Genomic DNA, 16,053 nt, shown 5'->3' on the forward strand with positions numbered 1-16,053 from the left:
AGGAGGTCGATAGACTCGGGGTGTGCGCGTCGAGGTAACGAGACGTTGAGCCCACGAGCACTAACAACTCAAAGCCACAATCATACGCACTGTGACTCTTCACCGACGATTACTCGTCGGACTGAACGAGTCCAGGCGCAAACTGGATCGCACGTACGAAACATCTGGAAACTGAGAGCGGTATATCATCGTGGTTCGACTCCACGACTCAGCGTTAGGCGGCCATAGCGGTGAGGTTGCCTCCCGTACCCATCCCGAACACGGAAGATAAGCTCACCAGCGTTCCGCGGAGTACTGGAGTGGGCGACCCTCTGGGAAATGCGGTTCGCCGCCACCATTCATTGCCTACCGGAGAGAGGTATCTCTCCCCGGTGGGTTTTTCGTATTTACGGAGAGTGGCAACGCTGTCGCGTTCGGAACCAACCGAAGAGCTCCGTACAACCCGAGCCAGCAAACAGTTCCAGCAGTTTCGCTGGGTGGTCTGCGTTGAGAGGTAGCGGGGAATTGAGCCCCGAACGGTTTGGGTCACTGAACTCTTTGTCCCAAGCACTGTGAGTAACGATATGACACTCGCTCCGGCTGTGGTTATCCTTCCAGCGTTCACGAACGCGGAGTACACTGGTGACGCGTCGGAGGTAGCCCCCTGGCGTGCTCGATACGACTTCGACCGGCAGGTGAATATCGCCGGGGGCAAACACGAGCTGCTGTATGCCAGCGACTCCGACATCGCCCTCATCCCGACCGGAATCGGCAAGAGTGCGGCTGCCACGACGGTCGCTGCGCTCGCGGCTGGCGACAGGGTCGCACTCGACGAAGCGACAATACTGACCGTCGGTATTGCCGGCTGTAATCCTGCTGCCGGGACGTTGGGCAGTGTCTTCATCACGGATAGGGTCGTCGACGGCGATATCAAACTCCGCATCGGCGAGACCAGACGGCGGATGCAGTGGCTCGTCGATGAGTACGTCTGGGAACTCGACCCGGACCTCGTTGACCGGGCGATTTCGGCTTCACGGGACGTGTCGCTGGCGGATAGTGAGCGGGCACAGGAGATTCGAAACGACTACGACGACGGCCGGTCACCGACTGTCGACACCGGTGTGACTGTTTGTGGCGACGAAGTCTACCACGGGAGAACAGCGGCCACACAGGTTTCGGAGCTCTGTGAGTCGTACGGCATCGATGCGTTCGCCACGACGGAGATGGAAGACGCCGGGACGGTGACGGCGCTGGAGCGGTTCGGACTGCTCGACCAGTATCTCTCCGTCCGAGCAGCGTCGAACTTCGACCGCGAACCGGTGGGCGGTGAGCCGACCGAGAGTATCGAACGCGACGTCTTCGGGTTGGGGACCGAGAACGCAGTTCGTGTCGGTCACGCAGTCGTCCAGGAGTTAATCGAGTAAGTCCTGTCAGAAACGCGGCGAAGGCGGGGCCGTGAACGAGCAGCGCAGGGACGGACCGACCATACACCAGCGGGAACTGCGACAGGAGCCTCCGCATCGAGATGTGCCTCCCATTCCGTCTCTCACTCCATTCGTGCGCTGTTCGCGCCGAGTTGCTGTGGGCGAACCAGCGACTCGTTTTCCGCCCTGTCGAGGACCATCGCGAACAGGAGGAAGGCCACGCCGGCCACCACCAGTAGCGGCGAGAGCACCCCGCCGAAACCGACGCCCGACCCCGCAGCGAGGCCACGCCAGAGGGTGTACACACCGCCGAGGGCACCGAGTCCCACGGCGCCCGCGCCGAACAGGTAAAAAAAGACCAGCGGGTGGAAATCCAGGATGAGGTATTTCGTCTTCAACCGCCAGAGGAACCCCCGCAACAGCAGCGTCGACACGCGTGGCACGTACGAGGAGTACCGGATGTGGCTCTCCTCGTCGGCGTACTCGACGTCGGTCGGTACGTCCGCGATTCGCGTGTCGGCGACGTTGAGCCTGATGAGCAACTCGTTGCAGTAGCCGTAGTCCTCGTAGAGGTTCGTCACGCCGACCGATTCGAGGGCCTCCCGGGAAATCACGGTGTAGCCGTTCTGCGGGTCCATCACCCGCCAGTAGCCGCTCGCGATCTTCGTCAGGAACGTCAGGATGAAGTTACCGACGAGTCTGAGCGTCGGCATCTCGCTGCGGTACTCCCGCCGTAACAGCCTGTTCCCCTTCGTGTAGCCGATGTCGTCTTCGGCGATAGGGTCTATGAGGTCCGAGAGGACCTCGGGGTCCATCTGCCCGTCGCCGTCGATGGTCGCGACCGCGTCGACGCCGTCGACGAGCGCCGCGAGGTACCCGGTCTTTATCGCGCCGCCCGCGCCCTGGTTCGAGCGGTGCTGGATGGAGACGACGCGCCCACGCAGCCGTATCTCGCTCGCCCGCTCGGCGAGGGCCGCGCGAACGCTGTCCCCGTTCTGTGCCATCGATTCGACGCTCCAGGCGCGCTGTGATGTGGGGCGCTCGTCCGACCGGCTCCGGTGGGGTATTTCGGTCGGGTCCGGGCCGTCGCTCGCTGGCTCCCGGTCAGTTCCCCCGTCGCTCGCTGGCTCCCGGTCGGTCTGTCCGTACCGACGGTCGGCACTGCCGTCGCGCGACGCTGCCAGAATCTCGGTCCACGTGTCGTCGGTCGAGTCGTCGTCGACGACGTAGATACGGTCGACGTACTCCGGAATCTCACGGAGTACGTCCCCGATGAACTGTTCCTCGTTGTACGCCGGGACGACCACGCCGACGCGCTCGTCGCCGTACATTACAGGCCCCGGTAGATGAACCCGGACTCGGCCGCCGCCTCGTCCTCGTAGGTACCTGTCACGTCGACCAGTACCGGCGGGTCGTTCATCTCGCTGCTCAGAGCGTCGAGGTCCAGCGAGGTGAACCGGTCGTGTGGGGTCGCCAACAGCACCCCGTCGAACCCGCTGGCGGAGAGTTCCTCCTGGACCGGCACGTCGAAATCGCGCCGGACTCGCTCGTTCGGGACGTGGGGGTCGACACCGACGACGTCGACGACGGTCTGTAGCTGCTCGATGGCGTCTTTCAACACCGGTGAGCGGATATCCGTGGTGTTTGCTTTGTAGGCGAACCCGAGAACGAGCAGCCGGGGTGTCTCCCCCGTCGGTCGCGCTACTGTGTCTACGTTCCTCCCGTCCGCTACCTGTCCCCCGTCGGTGTTGACGACCTCACGTTCGCGGTCCAGCCGCCGCGTCCGCTCGGTGAGCGCGTCGATGGTGGTCGTGACCATCTGGCCCGCGAACCCGTCGTTGACCGTTCTGGCGGCCCGCATGAGCGCCGAGTCAAAGCCGTGTTGCTCGAACTGCCAGATGAGGTAGTTCGGGTCGACGGGGATGCAGTGGCCGCCGACGCTCCCGGGGTGGTACTCGTGGAAGTTCCACTTCGTGGCGGCGGCGTCGATCACCTCGCGGGCGTCTATCGGGAGATCGAGCTGCTGGCAGCCGAAGGCGAACTCGTTCATGAGCGCGATATTGACGTCCCGCTGGGTGTTTTCGAGGCACTTTGCGGCCTCGGCTGTCTCCATCGTCGGGGCGCGGTGGAGGCCCGCGTCGACGATGTCGCCGTAGAGCGCACAGAGCCGTTCGAGCGCGGCGTCGTCGTGTCCGCTGACTATCTTGACGATGTCCGCGAGCCCCTTCTCGGCGTTTCCGGGCACGATACGTTCCGGGGAGTAGCCGACGAAAAAGTCCCTGCCCGCCGCCAGCCCCGATGCTGCCTCAAGCACCGGCAGGAGTACTTCCCGGGTGGCCCCCGGATACACCGTCGACTCCAGCACGACGGTCGACCCGTCGGTGAGGGCCTCGCCGACGGTTTCCCCGGCCGCTTCGACGTACGAGAGGTCCGGCCGTCCGCCCTCGTCTATCGGCGTCGGAACGGTGATGACGTAGTAATCGCTCCCGCCGATCTCGCTTGCCTCCGTCGTGAATCTGATCTCGCTTCGGCTGACGGCCGCAGGACCGACCTCGTCGGTCGGGTCCTCGCCGTCCCTGAACCGAGCTGTCTTCTCCTCGTCCGTGTCGAAACCCACGACATCGTGCCCCTCCGCGTCGAACGCCAGCGCGAGAGGCAAGCCGACGTATCCCATTCCGACGATGCTCAGGTGCGCCATCTTGTCCGGTACCCCCAGTGGGATATGAATAGTTATAGATAGCTTTGCAACAAATAGTGCGAATATAGGCTCGATCCGGTGGTCCGTTCGCCTACTTGTACGTGACACAGCGCGAGAAAATATCGCAGTTTTAGGCGTTGAAGGTGGTGAAAAGCGCGAAATAGTGTTCTTTCCGCTCACGGGGATTCTGTATCACTTCCCGGAGCTATCCTAATTATCAAAAGACCGTGGTTTCATTCGGTACAATCGGCGAGATAGTATGGCCCCCGTCGTCGGTCGTCCCGCTGTGGCGGTTTGTACGCTCTTACCGCGGCGTCCAGCGGTACGGGGTATCGGACGTTTCGGGCCCGTTGTGGGGGCCTATTCGGATAGTCCGGCATTACGGGGGCAGCGCCCAGTCCCGCACGTCGGCCAGACGCTTTCCGGACAGTTCGGTGCGTGCCGCGTGTGCTTTCCGCGCGAGGACCATCAGGTCCGACTTTATCTCGTAGTTGACGACGGGCTCCCCGTTGAACTTGCTCTTGTACCGTGAGATACGCCGATTGAGCGCGTTCCCGAGGTGATAGCGTTCGACGCGCTCCAGTGCGGGGTCCTCGAGGATATCCGTGAGTATCTCCCAGTGGAGCAGGCTGTTGACGCTTACCCCCTCGTAGCTCGCTTTCGTGCCGCCCTGCCAGAATATCGCGTCGCCGTTCGCATACAGGAGTGTGATGCCGCCGAGGAACGCACCGCCCGGTCCGCGCGCGACGTAAACTCTCGTGTTGTCCTCGAAGCGGGTGGCGACCGCACGCGCGAAGGACCGCGGCGTCGGATACGCGAGCCCCTGTGCGGCGTGGCGCTCTTTGAGTTCGCCACAGATTCGCTCGGCCGCGGCCGCCCCCTCTGTCGTGATGGACACGTCGATATCGTTGCCTTTGCGTATCTCCTTTCGCAGGTCCCGCGTGAACGATTTCAGAACCGATTCCGTATCACGCTCGGCCAGTTCGAGGACGTGGTTGAACCGCGGCGCCACGTTCTGGCCGTTCCAGAGATACGGCCGGGGGTCGGCGTACTCGGGGCTCCCGACGATGCCAAACAGCGTCCGGGGCTCACCGGCGCCGACCGCGTCGAGTGCCGCCTCGGTGAACTGCTCGTTGCGCTTCTCCCGCTTGCGCTGTTTCGGACTGGCGGGTAGCAACACCGGGCCGAGCCAGGGCACGGCGAGGTCCGGCGGCGGCGAGATGACGAACTTCAGTCCGAACAGCCTGCGCACGAACACCGGGAGGAGACCGACCGGTTCCTGCCCGCGGAAGCCGCCGAGCAACTGCAACTCCCCGTCCTCGTACTCGTCTATCAGTGCGAGCATCTCCGGCTGGTGGAACGGACCGGTCCCGGAGTCCGGGAGCACGTCCGCCCATTCGTCGAGTGAGAGTCGCTGTATCTCCATACCGGTCAGATGCCGATCTGTTTTCGCACCTGCGGGCCGACCACGCGTGTGACCGACAGCGGGAGGCGCTTCCAGACTTCCTTCGCCCGCTCGTACTTGTCTTCCTCCGGGTCGGGCAGGGCGACCTCCGCTTTCGGGAAGTAGTGGAGGTCGTCGTACCAGGTCTTGGTCCCGCCGAAGCTCTTCTTGAACATGTAGACGCCCGACCCCTCCCGCGTGCGGCCGAACTCGTAGGTATCGAACCCCTCGGCCGCGGCGCGTTCAAGAGACTTCCAGAGGAGGAGGCTGCCGCCGTTTAGCTCCCGGTAGTCGTAGTTGTTCACGACGCCCCACTGGTAGACGGTCGACCCCAGCGAGAGGTCGACCATCCCGTTTATCGCCTCTCCCTCGCGGAGTATCAGGCTGAGACGAAAGTTGCCGTCCGCCTGCATCCGGTCCCAGAGCGTCTCGAAGAACTCGAAGGAGTGAGCCGGGCTCCCGTGGCGGTGCATCGTCCTGAGATAGAGCCGGTAGTACGTCTTCAGGTCGGCCATCGAGTCCGCGACCCTGAACTCCAGTGTGTCGTTGTCGGCGGCCTGGGTTATCTGGCGCAGCCGGCTGTCCCGGATGCCGTCCCGGACCGCCTCGGGGCCGTCGTCGGTCGACACCCGGAACGTGACGTATCTGTTTTTCACGTCGAACGCCTCGGCGCCGGTGTCCCGGCCCCCTCGGAGGCTGACGTAATCGACGCCAAGCTCCGCGGCCATCCGTTTCGTCTGTTCCAGCAGGAGCTGTCTGGCTGTCGACGCGCGTTCCGTCTCGGCACAGACGACCCCGCCGCGCTCGGCGAACGCCGGGGACAGCAGCTTCGATCCAAACAGCCGGCTCTCGACGTGGTACAGCGGCAGTGCGGCCGCTATCTCGTCGCTCTCTCGCTTGCGGGCGACGAGGTGCCATCGGTCGTGACCGTACGACGCGACCGCGTCGCTCCACCCCCAGTGGTTGTACGCCGGCCCGTCCGTTCGCTCGAGGAACTCGTTCCACGCTCGACTGTCGGTACATTCGTCTACGGTGTACTGTTCGGTGGACTGGACCGCGTTCAGCATCGTCGTGTCCCCCCCGCGGTGTGTCCGCGTGACGGGAGCGGTCTCTCCCACACTCGGTGTGGCGCCGGCGACAAAGCAGCTGACATATCACTCCGACCAAACGCGGGTTCGTGTGGTTAGTATACAGGAGTTATTTCGGGGTAGAAACACGTGTGACCGGCTGTGCAGTGACTGTCTCGCCGGCGGCGGTCGCGGACCCGGGAGCTCGCGGGGCGTGCCCCCGCTCACGGGGGGACGTTCTGTCGTGCGGTGGCACCCGCGGTACAGCGCTCGTACACGTCGGTCATCGTGACGAACGAGAACCCCTTCCGCCGGAGCGTGTCGACGACCCGCCTGAACACCCGCTCGGCGTTGTCGATGTTCCGGCCGTAAAAGAACCGCTTGGGGTAGTCGAGTTCCTCGTGGGCTCGCGTGTGATAGAAGTCCTGGAGGTGGGTGTTGAACACGACCACGTCCTGGAGCGGGACGTGTCGAAGCACGGGGAGAAACGGCGTCTCGATGGCCTTGACGTAGGCCTGGGACAGGGGGATTCTGAGTTTCGGCACCACGCCGACCGGAATCTCGTACAGGCCGCCCGCCCGGTACGGTTCGATGGGCGTGTCGAGGTTGTTGTAGACGCCCGGGCGGTACGTCGGGAAGACGCTCGAATCGAACAGGAACCCCTCCGATTCGAGCAGCTGCAGGTCGGACCGCTCGACCCGTCCCTGCGTCGACCGGTACCCCTTGGGCTGTCGGCCGAAAAAGGACCGGTAGGCCCGCTTCCCTCTGCGGACCTCGCGTCCGAGGTCGGCCGTCCCGGAGAGGTCATGCGAGTACGAGTGGAGGTGGAACTCGACCTCCAGGCGCTCCCGGAGCCGGTCGATGGCGTCCGGGCGCTCCTCGATGGTCTCGCCGACGACGAACACCGACAGCGGGAGGTCGAGCGCGTCGATGAGGTCGATGTACTCCTCTAGGTGTTCGAACGTCGCGTACTGCAACTTCGGGTCGTCGAAGTTCCAGTTGTTTTCGAGGTCGAGCGTGACACAGGCCTGTCGCCGGCAGTCGGCCGTCATCCGGCCGCCCTCACGCTGCAGTCGCGGTCGTCGACCGAGTGTCCGGGCCGACCGCCGAGACGTGGTTGGACACTTCCGAACCCCGCTGCACGGGGACAGTCCGAAGACGGACGTCGTCGACCCGTGCCTGACATGGCCGGCATACTCACACCGAACGTAGCAGTGGCAACTCTCATTCGAGCACTGCCGGCTACTGTCACCGAAATATTAGTAATAGCGACGATACGGCCGGTTCGACACTTCCTTTCGCCACCTCACTCCCGAACGGTACCGCAGTTCCCGGCGGTATCGGCCGCGGACCGGGGGGTCGATACCCCGGAACGCGACCCCGGACGCGGACCCGCTGTCGGCGGTTATGGCCGGGCTATCCCCGGACAAGATATTGATACTTATCTCCGAAGTTACACTACGGTCGGAACGTAGGTGCCACATCGGTAATGACAATCGCATCCGACCAACCGGTATCCCGGCGAGCCCGTGCTGTCCGCTCAGCCGCTGGCTCGTCGATACCCACACGCTCCGGGGTTGCTCACTCCCGGCGAGGGCTATGAGCGCATCGTTCCCGAACAGCGCGCCGCGTCGACCGACACGGGGGCTGGTTTCCGCCGACTCACTCCGGCGAGAGACGGGGGCATATCGTGGGTAGCAGCGCTGCGTCGTCGCTGAAGGTGTTGCAGATATCGAGCGCCGGGATGGAGTTTTTCCTGAACCAGCTGGACGTACTCGAGGAGCTTGGCATCGACTGCGACGCGGTGTACACCGGCGACTTCCGGGACGGGGGCCACGTCTACGGCGGGGAGAGCATTCACACGGGCCTGCTGAGCAGTATCGCCGGACACAACCCGGTTTACTACGCGATCCGCGGGTCTATACTGTACCCCCAGATACTCAAATCGTCGCTGGTCGAGGACTACGACTTGGTCCACGTCAACTCGGGCGTCGTCGCGCCCCTGGGGCTGGGCCAGCCACAGCGACCGGTCGTCATGACTTTCTGGGGCGACGACGTGCTCGGCGACCGGCTGGGCGGGTTACAGCCGAAGCTGACGAAGCTCTGTGCCACCCAGAGCGACCACGTCATCGTCCGGAGCCAGGAGATGAAAGACGCCCTGCCCTGTGACGCGACGATTATCCCGAGCGGTGTGGACATGTCGCTGTTCAGCCCGATGGACCAGGCCCAGGCTCAGGAGGCCGTCGGCTGGGACCCGACCGAGCGCCACGTCATCTTCCCCTATCACCCGTCGAACGACAAAAAACGCTACCCCGTCGCAACGGAGACAGTCGAGCGCGTCGACGACGCGGTCGAGGAGACGGTCCGGCTCCAGGTCGTCGACGACGTGGACTTCGACGACATGCCGCTGTACTACAACGCCGCGGACGCACTCTTGATGCCCTCGCTCCGCGAGGGGTCGCCCAACACGGTCAAGGAGGCGATGGCCTGTAACCTCCCTGTCGTCTCGACCGAGGCCGGCGACACACGGACGCGACTGGGCCCGGTGGAGAACTCCTACGTCAGTTCGACGGACTCCGGGCTCGCCGATGGCCTCATCGCCGTTCTGCAGTCGGACGCACGCTCGGACGGTCGGGAGCACGTCGAGGAGGTCAGCCTGGAGCGGATGGGCGAACGGATACTCTCCATCTACGAGTCGGTGCTTGACGACCGATGACCGTGCCGGCGGACAGCCACGCGGCCACGCCCGTCGGCGGACAGGCTCCAGCGGGGACGTTCCCCCCGGGCTCGCACGTCTGTTTCATCAGCCCGTACATCCGGGCGTATCTGGAGCCGGGCGCCGAGACACACGTGGGCGGGGCCCAGCGACAGCAGTACCTGCTCGCGACGCAGCTACAAGAGCGGGGACACAGAGTCTCGTTCGTCTCGTTCGAGTCCGGGGGCGACACCCGCGAGCGCATCGACGGGTTCGACGTCTGGAACACGCTCCCAGCGACGAACGACGTTGCCGATGCGCCGAAAGCACTCGCGAAGATATTCCGGACCATCCGTCGCGTCGACGCGGACCTCTTTTATGTCCGCGGGAACCCGCCCCTCTGTATCCTCGCGAGCTACTGTTCGGCCCTGCTTGGCGAGTCGCTGGTCTACGTCGTGGCCAACGACTCGAACGTCGAGCTCTCGAAGCTCCCGACCCACCACGGGATGTTCGAGCATACCGCTCCCAAACTGGCGTACGTCGACGCCATCAGACGGGCAGACGGGGTCGTCGCACAGACCGACCACCAGCGCGATATCCTCGGGGACGTCTTCGGCATTCCGTCGACGGTCGTCCCGAACGGCTACACCGTCCCGCCCGACGACGCGGTCGTCCCGCCGGCCGAGCGGGGCCACGTGCTGTGGGTCGGGACGCTCGACCCGGACCAGAAGCGGCCGGAGCGGTTCCTCGACCTGGCCGAGCGGCTTCCCGACGTCGAGTTCCGGATGGTCGGCTGGTCCGACGACGTCGACTACCGGACCAGTATCACCGACCGCGCGGACGCGCTTCCGAACCTGCGCTTCGAGGGGTTCGTCCCGCCCGACGAGATCGACCGGTACTACCGGGACGCCGTCGCCTACGTGAACACGTCGGCCCACGAGGGGTTTCCAAACACGGTCCTCGAATCGTGGCGCTTTGCCGTCCCGGTCGTCTCGCTGCGTGCCGTCCTTGATGGGCTGCTCTCGGCGGAGGCGGTCGGCTACCAGACCGACACGATGGACGCGCTCACCGAGACCGTAGAGCGGCTCTGGCACGACCGGGACGAGGTCGCGACGACCGGGCGGAACGGCCGGGAGTACCTGCGGGACAACTACGCGCTGGACGCGGTCTACGAGACGTATGTGGGGATTTTCGGTGATGTCGTCTCGGGGGAGTGACTCGGCGGGGCGGAGCCCGACCGACGCCGCGCGCTCGTTCGCGACGGCCCGTCCGGACCCGGCCCCCGGCTCCCCCTGCTCGGCCTGCTTGCCGTGAGTTGCCCCTTCTTACCGCGGAGTTGGCCGGACATAACCATGGTACCGTTGCCGACATACGGTAGTAGAAACCGACACGATGCGAGTACACACACTTGCGAAGAGCGCGCTTTTCGTCGGGTATCTCGGGATTAGCGTCGCGGTCGCCGTCGCGTACACCAACCCGGTGACGGGCTACGAGCTGGATATCTACGCCGGCACGCCGACGGCCTTCTGGGGGCTTGTCGCCCTGGCGCTCCTGCTCTCCGTGCTGGTTGTGTTCTCGGCGTCGAACCCGCACGTGCGCGCCGCGGGTGGCTTCCTCGGCCTGCTGACGATGACCGTGACGGTCTCGCTCCCCATCGTCCGGGGGTATCACTACATCGGCGACCACGACCCGCTGTCCCATCTCGGGACGGCCAAGCTCCTCAGCGCCGGTGGCATGCAGATGACGGAGAGCCGCTATCCGGTCGTGCACACGCTCGGCAGCGCGCTTCACGCGGTGACCGGGCTCTCTGTCCGACACGCGATGCTCGCGACCGTCGTCGTGTTCCTTGTCGCCTTCTTCGTGTTTGTCCCGCTTGTGGTCCGGGAGCTGACGGGCGACACCTGGACGACGTACGTCGGCCTCTTCTCGGGGCTGTTGTTGCTCCCCATCAACCACCTCGGGGCCCACCAGTACGTCTTCCCGACGAGCCAGGCGGTCCTGTTCGCGCCGGCGTTTCTCCTGGTCTTTTTCCTGGTATTCCACCAGCGAACGGCCGGGCTGTCGGTGCTGTTTCTCGTCCTCGCGACGGCCTTCGTCATGCTGCACCCCCAGCAGGCGGCGAATCTGCTCCTTCTTTTCGGCGTCGTCGCCGCGGGACAGGTCGCTTACGACTTCTGGCGAGGGGTAAACACCGAGGAGTGGAGGCGGTGGCTCCTCCCCGAAGTCGGCTTCTTTGCGACCGTGTTCTCACTTTGGGTCTGGAACCTCGATATGTTCTGGGGGACGCTCCAGCGGGTCGCGATGATCCCTTTTCAGGATACGACCGTTGGCGGGAAGGCCGCGACGCGGACCGGCTCGCTGGAACAGATCGGCGGCAGTCTGCTTGGCATCTTCCTGAAGCTCTTCTCGGTACAGCTGCTGTACGTTCTGCTGACCGGTCTCTTGCTCGTGGTGGTCGTCAGGCGTGTCCGCGGGAGACGGCTGTGGGACACTCGGGCTGGCAGCACTAACGGACAGATGCTGCCGATGTATCTCTACGGCGGGCTCGTCGGCCTCGTGCTGCTGTTCGTCGTCTTTCTCGTCGGTGGCATCTCCGACCAGTACTTCCGCCACCTCGCGATGATGATGGTGTTCGGGACGATCCTCGGCGCCATCGCGCTCGGGCGGGGGCTACAGTACTTCCGGGAACGCGTCTCGCCCGCCGCGTCGAAGGGACTCATCGCGGTCGTGCTCTGTCTGTGTCTCGCGCTCTCGCTACCGGTCGCCTTCGCCTCGCCGTACATGTACTACGACTCCCAGCACGTCACTGAAAAGCAGATGCACGGCTACGAGACGACCTTCGAGTACCAGGACAGGGAAATCTACTTCGACGACATCCGTTCGAGCACGTACCGGTACGGGCACGCGGTCCGGGGCACGGACCGACCGGGCGGCGCCTACTACCCTGATGGGGATGAGGGACTCCACTCCGGGGACCACGGTATCCCGGACCACTTCGCCAACCGCTCCCTGCGGACCTATTACGACCAGCAGCGGTACATCCCGGCCCCGGAGTCGGACCGGGTCCGCGACCCCGTTCTCTGGGACGGCTTCCGGTTCAGCCACGAGGACTTCGCGTATCTGGACGGGGAACCCGGAATCGACAAGGTCCAGGCCAACGGCGGCTACGACCTGTATCTGGTCCACCCGGCCGGTAACCGAACGTCCGGTGCGTGAACCGACACTGCCTGGCCGTCCCTGTGTGCCTGGACGAGAGGCCGTGGAGACAGCCACTTCGCCATCGCTCAAAACGCCCGTGGCCGCGCGAACTCCTCGCTGTGTGCTGTCCTGCCCACCGCGGTGTCACACCAGTCTGGCGGTATCCCCCGGAAATAGCCCGCTACCGTGACAGTATGGCTGTGTTACGCGCCGCTCTCGGGGACTCTCGGCCAGTAGTGTAGGTGTTACTATATAATCTGGCTGAAATAATTTCGGCAAGTATCTGGGGTACGGAACTGACTTACTGGGCGCCAAGCCAGTCCAACGGTAGCGAACTTGTAATAATACTTATCTTAGAAAAAGGGCCCTACCAACACATGGTTCCTGACCATACCCGAGCGACGGACCCGATAAGCTCTCCCTGCTTGGGGGGTGGCGTATCGAGCCGGCGCTCGACGGCTGTGATGGACACCACGGATGGGCCAAACGCGGACGACTACAACGACAATGACTACTGAAAATCGCGATTATAATCTACCGGATCAGGGCGAACTGGATTGGCACGTGCCGATAAACGAGAACTGGCAACTCATCGACGAGGACGTTCAGGCCGCACTGGACGCAGCCAGTGGCGGGGACGAGTCGGTCACCGGCATCGACTCCGCTCGGACGAACGTCGGCGCGCTGGTCGGTGGCACCTATCACGACTCCGCCTACAGCGGCGGCGGGTACGGCGTCGTGTTCGCCGCGTCGGATCTCCATATCGACAGCGTCGTCGTCGACGCCGATCTGGAGGGCATCTCGGACGCTGACCTCACGATAGAGCTCCGACAGTACCGGGGCGGCGCCGACGACCCGCCCGTCGTCGCGTCACAGACGACAACGCTGTCGGGCGGCCCCGAGCGGGTCGACCTCGGCTTTACGGTCCCGGAATCCGGCGCGTCGGATGCCGACCCGAACGACGAGTACGTTCTCCAGCGCGGGGCCCCGAGCGGGGACCCGATTCCGCTCCGCCGCCGGTTCGCGGACGAGAACGACTGGAGCACCGCTGATTACACCGACGAACGGTACAGCGACCCGGACGTCGACTTCCTGCAGGGCACGATAAACACGCCCACCGCGACCTGGGACGAACCGGTCGGTAGCTGGTACTACTTCTTCGACTGGCTGGTGGGGTCCAGCGAACGGACCGTGACCGCCCCGGTCTCGACTGACGTCGACGAGATATACATGCGACCGCGGGACCCGGAGGAGGAGTTCGAGAACGTGAGCCCACGGGCGCTGTGGATAGACACCTCGGAGTACCAATGAAGTTCAAACAGGGCGGCAGCTGGAACCAGGGGACGCCAAAGCTGCGGCGCAACGGCCAGTGGGTCACGGCCGGCGCGGCCGGCGCCAGCGGGAGCGATACCAGTACCGCACCGACCGACAGCGGGTTCGGCTGGGACCAGACGTTCACGGACACCTCCTGGCTGGAGGCCGCCGGGGACGACCTCAACGTCGAGAAGGTCACGACGACTGACTCGACCGGGTCCGGCTCTATCAAGGCGGCACTGGACAACGCCGCTGGCAGCCCGACCGTCATCGTGTTCGAAGTTGGCGGGGTCATCGAACTCGACCCCGACGAAGCTATCGCCGTTCGGTCCCCGGACACCTGGATCGCGGGAGAGACGGCACCTGACCCCGGTATCACAATCACGCGGGGGCGGGTCAGAATCTACGAGCCGCGGGTCGTTATGTCCCACATCAGCGTTCTGATCGGGGACGAGACCGACGGTGCGTCCGACGGGCTCGTTCTCGACGCGGACGACATCATGGTCGACCACTGTACGGTCGCCTGGGGGACCGACGAGAACGCGGGCGCGTCCAACGCCGTCGCGCGCGGGTCGTTCATCAACTGCGTCGTCGCGGAGGCGCTGTACGACTCCATCCACCCCGAGGGAACCCACTCGCGCGGGATGCTGTTCAACGACGAGGGGAGTACGGATCTCGCGGTCATGGGCTGTCTGTTCTCCCACAGCAACCGCCGCCACCCGATGAGCCGGGGCGACATGGTCCTCGCGAACAACTACACCTACAACTACGGGGGGCTGATGGCTCACTTCAACGGCTCGTCGAACCCCGACGTCACCGCGGCCGGACTGCTCTACGAGGAAGGTAACGACTCCGACAGCGAGGTCGAGGTCTTCCGCTACGGTGCGAAGCTGTACACCCAGAGCGTCGAGACCGAGCCAAACGACCACCCGCTTACAGACGGCGACTCGGAGATCGTCGACTCCCCGCCGACCCTGCCCGACGGGCTCGACATCGAACAGGACGTGGTTCCGGCCTCCGAGGTCAAGGAGTTCGTCCTCGCGCGCACCGGCCCCCGACCGGCGCGGCGGCCTGAAGTCGAGCAGGGCATCGTCAGCCGACTCAACAGCGACTACGGCCTCGTCGACAGCCAGGACGACGTCGGCGGCTATCCCGACTACGACGAGCAGACGCGAAAACTCGACGTGCCGAGTTCGGGGCTGCTCGACTGGGTCCGTGGTTACAAACGCGACGTGGAGGTCTCGACCGAGAAGAACTCCGCCTCGAAAACGCCGAACTGAGCCGCGCACGTTTTTTACGGACGCGTCCGCCGGCGCGGGCTACTCCAGATACCCCAGCTGCCGTAACCGCTCCGCGCGCTTTTCCGTGTTCTCCGGCGACGCGGTCGCTATCTCGCCCGCCGTGACCGAGCGCCGCTGGGCGGCCGGATACTCCACCCACGGGACTTTGATGAGGTCTTCGAGCCGGAACCCGTAGGGGTGGCCGAATAGCCGCATCGGAATCGGCCCTATCTCGCGGCCGAACACGTTCCCGTGGTCGGACGAGACCACCGAGAGCCCGTTCAGCGAACGAGCGAGTTCTTCGGCGTGTGGGAGCACCAGTTCCAGGTTCTCGCGATAGGCGGTCGCCACGAGCTCCCGGGAGACCTCGCCCTCTCTGAGTAGGGTCCAGATGTCCTCATGGGCCCGGCCGTCCGCTCTGAGGCCGTTCCCGGTGAACGACCCGTGTGTCGGCAGCCGCTCGCGGCCGGTCTCCCCGATGAACGGGTAGTGCGGTTGCATGAAATGCGCAACCAGGCGTTTTTCCGGGTACTGTTTTGCCGCCGCCAGTGTCGCCTCCACTACCGCCGCCGGGGGCACGGTCTGGAGCTTCTCGTCCCAGTGGGTGTCCCACAGCTCGACCACCCCGAATATCCGGTCGTCGAACTTGCTGACGTGTGGGTTCGCGGTCACCCAGACTGTGTCGTCGGCCTCGTATCCCTCCAGGTTGAACTCCAGGAACTCCTCGGAGTTGGAGCCGCCGGACCACCGGGCGGCGACGGCCGTCTCGAAGACGTCCGCCGCGAGGTCGAACCGACAGGCGTCGAGCAAGAGCAGGTTGTCCCAGTCCTCCTCGAACACCCGGGTCCGGTCGATATCCGGATGCCGGACCCGTGTGTCGTACTGCTGGTTCACCGCCCGGAGGATTTTGCGTGGCTCGCTCACCCCGGCTTTCACTTTCTCTAGCATCGTCAT

12 protein-coding genes and 1 rRNA gene are annotated in these 16,053 nt (G+C 64.7%); 7 read left to right on the plus strand and 6 right to left on the minus strand.

Translation table 11 applies throughout. The features are described from left to right. Positions 1–214 precede the first annotated feature (214 nt). Both rrf and VJ162_RS10955 read left to right on the plus strand, forming a co-directional pair. Positions 215–337: ribosomal RNA gene (gene rrf / locus VJ162_RS10950) — 5S ribosomal RNA — on the plus strand. A gap of 226 nt (positions 338–563) precedes the next feature. Beyond that, complete coding sequence (locus tag VJ162_RS10955; RefSeq protein ID WP_324664257.1) at positions 564–1,403, plus strand: phosphorylase family protein; 840 nt, start codon at positions 564–566, stop codon at positions 1,401–1,403. 122 nt (positions 1,404–1,525) lie between these two features. Here VJ162_RS10955 and VJ162_RS10960 read toward each other — a convergent pair whose 3' ends face one another. From VJ162_RS10960 to VJ162_RS10980, 5 genes are all read right to left on the minus strand, one after another. After that, entirely contained in the window at positions 1,526–2,734 is a 1,209-nt protein-coding gene (locus VJ162_RS10960; protein WP_324664259.1) for a glycosyltransferase family 2 protein, read from the minus strand. Further along, a complete protein-coding gene (locus VJ162_RS10965; protein ID WP_324664261.1) occupies positions 2,734–4,101 on the minus strand; it encodes a nucleotide sugar dehydrogenase in 1,368 nt (455 codons plus the stop codon). The genes VJ162_RS10960 and VJ162_RS10965 overlap by 1 nt, the downstream gene beginning before the upstream one ends. A gap of 379 nt (positions 4,102–4,480) precedes the next feature. Continuing rightward, positions 4,481–5,527: a GNAT family N-acetyltransferase gene (locus tag VJ162_RS10970; RefSeq protein ID WP_324664263.1), complete on the minus strand. Its 1,047-nt coding sequence runs from the start codon at positions 5,525–5,527 to the stop codon at positions 4,481–4,483. Positions 5,528–5,532: 5 nt separating this feature from the next. Beyond that, complete coding sequence (locus VJ162_RS10975; RefSeq protein WP_324664265.1) at positions 5,533–6,663, minus strand: GNAT family N-acetyltransferase; 1,131 nt, start codon at positions 6,661–6,663, stop codon at positions 5,533–5,535. Positions 6,664–6,836: 173 nt separating this feature from the next. Continuing rightward, positions 6,837–7,664: a polysaccharide deacetylase family protein gene (locus VJ162_RS10980; protein ID WP_324664267.1), complete on the minus strand. Its 828-nt coding sequence runs from the start codon at positions 7,662–7,664 to the stop codon at positions 6,837–6,839. 638 nt (positions 7,665–8,302) lie between these two features. Here VJ162_RS10980 and VJ162_RS10985 point away from each other — a divergent pair. The 5 genes from VJ162_RS10985 (at position 8,303) to VJ162_RS11005 (ending at position 15,099) form a co-directional block, all read left to right on the plus strand. Then, positions 8,303–9,328: a glycosyltransferase family 4 protein gene (locus VJ162_RS10985; protein ID WP_324664269.1), complete on the plus strand. Its 1,026-nt coding sequence runs from the start codon at positions 8,303–8,305 to the stop codon at positions 9,326–9,328. Further along, complete coding sequence (locus tag VJ162_RS10990; protein WP_324664271.1) at positions 9,325–10,524, plus strand: glycosyltransferase family 4 protein; 1,200 nt, start codon at positions 9,325–9,327, stop codon at positions 10,522–10,524. The genes VJ162_RS10985 and VJ162_RS10990 overlap by 4 nt, the downstream gene beginning before the upstream one ends. A 175-nt stretch (positions 10,525–10,699) precedes the next feature. Beyond that, positions 10,700–12,523 (plus strand): hypothetical protein, encoded by a 1,824-nt coding sequence (locus VJ162_RS10995; protein WP_324664273.1) that lies wholly within the window; start codon positions 10,700–10,702, stop codon positions 12,521–12,523. 489 nt (positions 12,524–13,012) lie between these two features. Next, positions 13,013–13,816, plus strand: coding sequence for a hypothetical protein (locus VJ162_RS11000; RefSeq protein ID WP_324664275.1), 804 nt, complete (start codon positions 13,013–13,015; stop codon positions 13,814–13,816). After that, on the plus strand, positions 13,813–15,099 hold the full coding sequence (locus tag VJ162_RS11005; protein WP_324664277.1) for a hypothetical protein: 1,287 nt from the start codon (positions 13,813–13,815) through the stop codon (positions 15,097–15,099). Before VJ162_RS11000 ends, VJ162_RS11005 begins: the two co-directional genes overlap by 4 nt. 39 nt (positions 15,100–15,138) lie before the next feature. On the opposite strand, the gene VJ162_RS11010 is transcribed toward VJ162_RS11005, so the two are convergent. Then, entirely contained in the window at positions 15,139–16,053 is a 915-nt protein-coding gene (locus VJ162_RS11010; RefSeq protein WP_324664279.1) for a hypothetical protein, read from the minus strand.

Source organism: Haloarcula sediminis (genome assembly GCF_035656455.1).
Classification (GTDB): Archaea; Halobacteriota; Halobacteria; order Halobacteriales; family Haloarculaceae; genus Haloarcula; species Haloarcula sediminis.